General features: G+C 69.5%; 3 protein-coding genes. All 3 read left to right on the forward strand.

All coding sequences use genetic code 11. From position 1 onward, the window contains the following. The first annotated feature begins 592 nt into the window (after positions 1-592). Positions 593-1,237, forward strand: coding sequence for a histidine phosphatase family protein (locus tag RWO33_RS19865; RefSeq protein WP_145478482.1), 645 nt, complete (start codon positions 593-595; stop codon positions 1,235-1,237). A gap of 60 nt (positions 1,238-1,297) precedes the next feature. Then, positions 1,298-2,572, forward strand: a complete 1,275-nt coding sequence (gene folC / locus RWO33_RS19870; protein WP_314107151.1) for a bifunctional tetrahydrofolate synthase/dihydrofolate synthase — start codon at positions 1,298-1,300, stop codon at positions 2,570-2,572. A gap of 100 nt (positions 2,573-2,672) precedes the next feature. Next, on the forward strand, positions 2,673-3,249 hold a 577-nt coding region (locus tag RWO33_RS19875; protein ID WP_314107153.1), incomplete at its 3' end, for an SPOR domain-containing protein.

Raw genomic sequence — 3,249 nt, forward strand, 5'->3', positions numbered from 1 at the left:
GGACATTTGCATAGGGGCCTGCCGGCCGCGGCGGGGCCCCCCACGCTCGCGATGACCTGATCGAAGCCCCTGCACCAAGCTTCCAAGGCACTCGAACGAGGGAAGCGCGCGCTGCAGCAGACGCGGCTGCCGGTGGATCGAGCGCCGGGGCGCCACACCCTTTCCGGCGAATGTCCCCCGGCGTCGGCCTGCGGCCGACACCTCCTCCTTTACTTCGCCTCCAAGGGCATGGCGCCCCGGCACTCGATCCACCGGCGTTGCCCCGTGACGCCCGCTTTTCCCTGCCAACCGCAAGCCGAGCCCCGTCGCGGCCGGTAGGTCCCTGGCAAAGTAAAGGAGGAGGTGGCGGCCGCAGGCCGACGCCGGGGGACATTTGCATAGGGGCCTGCCGGCCGCGGCGGGGCCCCCCACGCTCGCGATGACCTGATCGAAGCCCCTGCACCAATCTCCAACCGACTCGAAATGAGAAGCTTCAACCCGACAGGAGAAGAACCGTTTGTTCGGCAAGGTATGATGGCCATTCCCCCACGATCGTTCACATCACCTGAACGATTGCGACTGTTCTCCTCTCCCCCAAGGACCTCTAGTTCGCATGCGCATCCTGCTTGCCCGTCACGGCGAAACCCCCTGGAACGCCGAAGGCCGTTACCAGGGCCAGATCGATATCCCGTTGTCGCCGATCGGCGAAGCCCAGGCCCAGGCCTTGGGCGAACGCCTGAAGTCGGTCGACATCACCCGGGCCGTCGCCTCGCCGCTGTCGCGCGCGCAGCGCACCGCGCAGCTGGCCCTTGGTGCCGACCGCGCCGACATGCTGCTGACCGAACCGGATTTGCAGGAAATTGCCCACGGCGAGTGGGAAGGCCTGCTGGCCAGCGAAATCAACGAAAAGGATCCGTCGCGCCTGCAGGCCTGGCGCGAGGAGCCGGACACCGTGCTGATGCCGGGCGGCGAATCGCTGCGCCTGGTGCTGGACCGCAGCTGGCGCGGCCTGGCCCGCGCCGCCGAAGGCCTGGGCGAGCACGACACCCTGCTGGTGGTCGCCCATGACGCGGTCAACCGGGTCATCCTGTGCCGGGTGCTGGGCCTGCCGCTGTCGCGGCTGTGGACCTTCCGCCAGGCCCCGACCACGCTGAACCTGCTCGAAGGCGCCGACCTGGACAGCCTGGAAGTGGTGCGGTTGAACGATTGCGCGCATCACACGCCGTTTTTCGGTGAAGCGAAGCATCGGGCGTTGTGAGTTTTTCTGGGTGCCGACTAACAGTCGGCACTACATTTGCCGATACCACGATTTATTGCCATGACCAGTACCCGCCCGCATTCCCTCGCCGAATGGCTCAGCTACATCGAGCAGCAGCATCCGGCCACCATCGACATGGGGCTGGAACGCGTCCGCACCGTCGCCACCGCGATGGGGCTGGGCCAGCCCGCACCGCGTACCATCGTCGTCGGGGGCACCAACGGTAAAGGCTCCACCGTGGCGTTCATCGAGGCGATCGCGCGCGCGGCCGGCTGGAAGGTGGGCGCGTATACCTCGCCGCACCTGCTGCGCTACAACGAGCGCGTGCGCATCGACGGCGAAGACGCATCGGATGCGGCGCTGGTGGCCGCCTTCAACGCGATCGAAGATGCCCGCGGCAGCACCACCCTGACGTACTTCGAGTACGGAACGCTGGCCGCGCTGCAGCTGTTCGCGCAGGCCGGGCTCGACCTGGCCGTGCTGGAAGTCGGGCTGGGCGGACGCCTGGACGCGGTCAACATCGTCGATGCCGACGTGGCCGTCATCACCACCGTCGACATCGATCATGCCGACTGGCTGGGCAACGACCGTGAAGCCATCGGCGTCGAGAAGGCCGGCATCATCCGCGGCTGGAAGCCGGTGATCCTGGGCGAGACCGATCCGCCGTCGAGCGTGCTGGCGCGGGCTTACCTGGTCGGCGCCAACGCGATCCGCGGCGGCAGCGATTTCTTTGCCGACGTCATCGATGCCCAGCACTGGCGCTGGCGCGACGTCGGCTTCCGCATCGAACTGCCGGTGCCGGCGCTGCGCGGCCCGATCCAGCTGCGCAACGCGGCGTCGGCGATTGCCGCGCTGCGCGCGCTGGACAAGCCGCTGCCGCGCGCGGCGATCGTGGAAGGTGTTGCCCAGGCGCGCATCCGCGGACGCCTGCAGGCGTTCGAGCGCGACGGCGTGGAGGTGCTGGTCGACGTCGGCCACAACCCGCAGGCCGCGCGCGAGCTGGCGACCGCATTGAAGGCGACGCCCACCGCCGGGCGCACCGTCGCCGTGTTCGCCGCGCTGCAGGACAAGGACGCCGCCGGGGTGGTCGAGGCGCTGGCCGAGCGGGTCGATGACTGGCACCTGGCCGGACTGGACGGCGCCCGCGCGCAGACCGCAGCGGCGCTGCGCTCGCGCCTGTCCGGTACCGCTGCGGCCGCTGCATCCACCCATGCAGATGTCGACACCGCGCTGCAGCAGGCGTTGGCTGCCGCGAACGCCGGCGACCGCGTACTGGTCTTTGGTTCCTTCCACACTGCCGCGCAGGCCTTGCTGTGGCTGGAAAACGCCCGCTGAGGCGGGCAGAACGCGACAACGTTCAGCCGTCTTCGACGCCGCACCCGCGCGCGCCCGTATAATCGCCGTGGCATTCCGCCGCGCCGCCTGCCTGCCTTCCGTGGATACTCCTCTGAAACAGCGTCTGATTGGTGCCATCGTCCTGGTGGCGTTGGCCGTGATTTTCCTGCCCATGCTGGTCAAGGGGCCTGCCCCCGACAGCGGTGTGGCCAACGTACCGATCAGCGCCCCGGACGCGCCGGCCGACGGCCAGTTCCAGACCCGCGAGCTGCCACTGGTGGCGCCCACCGGCGGTGCCACCGGGCTGCAGGGCGCGGCCAGCACCACCCAGCCGCTGCAGGACGCTGCTGCGCCTGCCGACGCGGCAGCGACCGCACCCGCTGCCGATCCATCGCCGGCCGTTGCCGCCGGCAACTATGCGGTCAGCTTCGGCGCCTACGGCAGCCAGGCCGACGCCAATGCGGTCATCGCCTTCCTGAAGAAGGCGCAGCTGCCGGGCTTCAGCGAACCGGCCACGATCAACGGCCGCCAGGCCTGGCGCGTGCGCGTCGGGCCGTACGCCGATCGCGCCCAGGCCGAAGCGGCGCGCCTGGAAGCGGTCAAGGTACGCAACGACGTCAAGGCCGAAGTGGTGACCCTGGACGCCCGCGCCGACAGCGCGGTGGCCAGCGCCGCCA

The sequence above is a fragment of the uncultured Stenotrophomonas sp. genome, assembly GCF_963519925.1.
Lineage (GTDB): Bacteria > Pseudomonadota > Gammaproteobacteria > Xanthomonadales > Xanthomonadaceae > Stenotrophomonas > Stenotrophomonas maltophilia_AE.

What these genes read in the sequence shown, in the direction of transcription:
- folC (WP_314107151.1), top strand. Translation starts at nt 1,298, where the DNA reads ATGACCAGTACCCGCCCGCATTCCCTCGCCGAATGGCTCAGCTACATC.
- RWO33_RS19865 (WP_145478482.1), top strand. Translation starts at nt 593, where the DNA reads ATGCGCATCCTGCTTGCCCGTCACGGCGAAACCCCCTGGAACGCCGAA.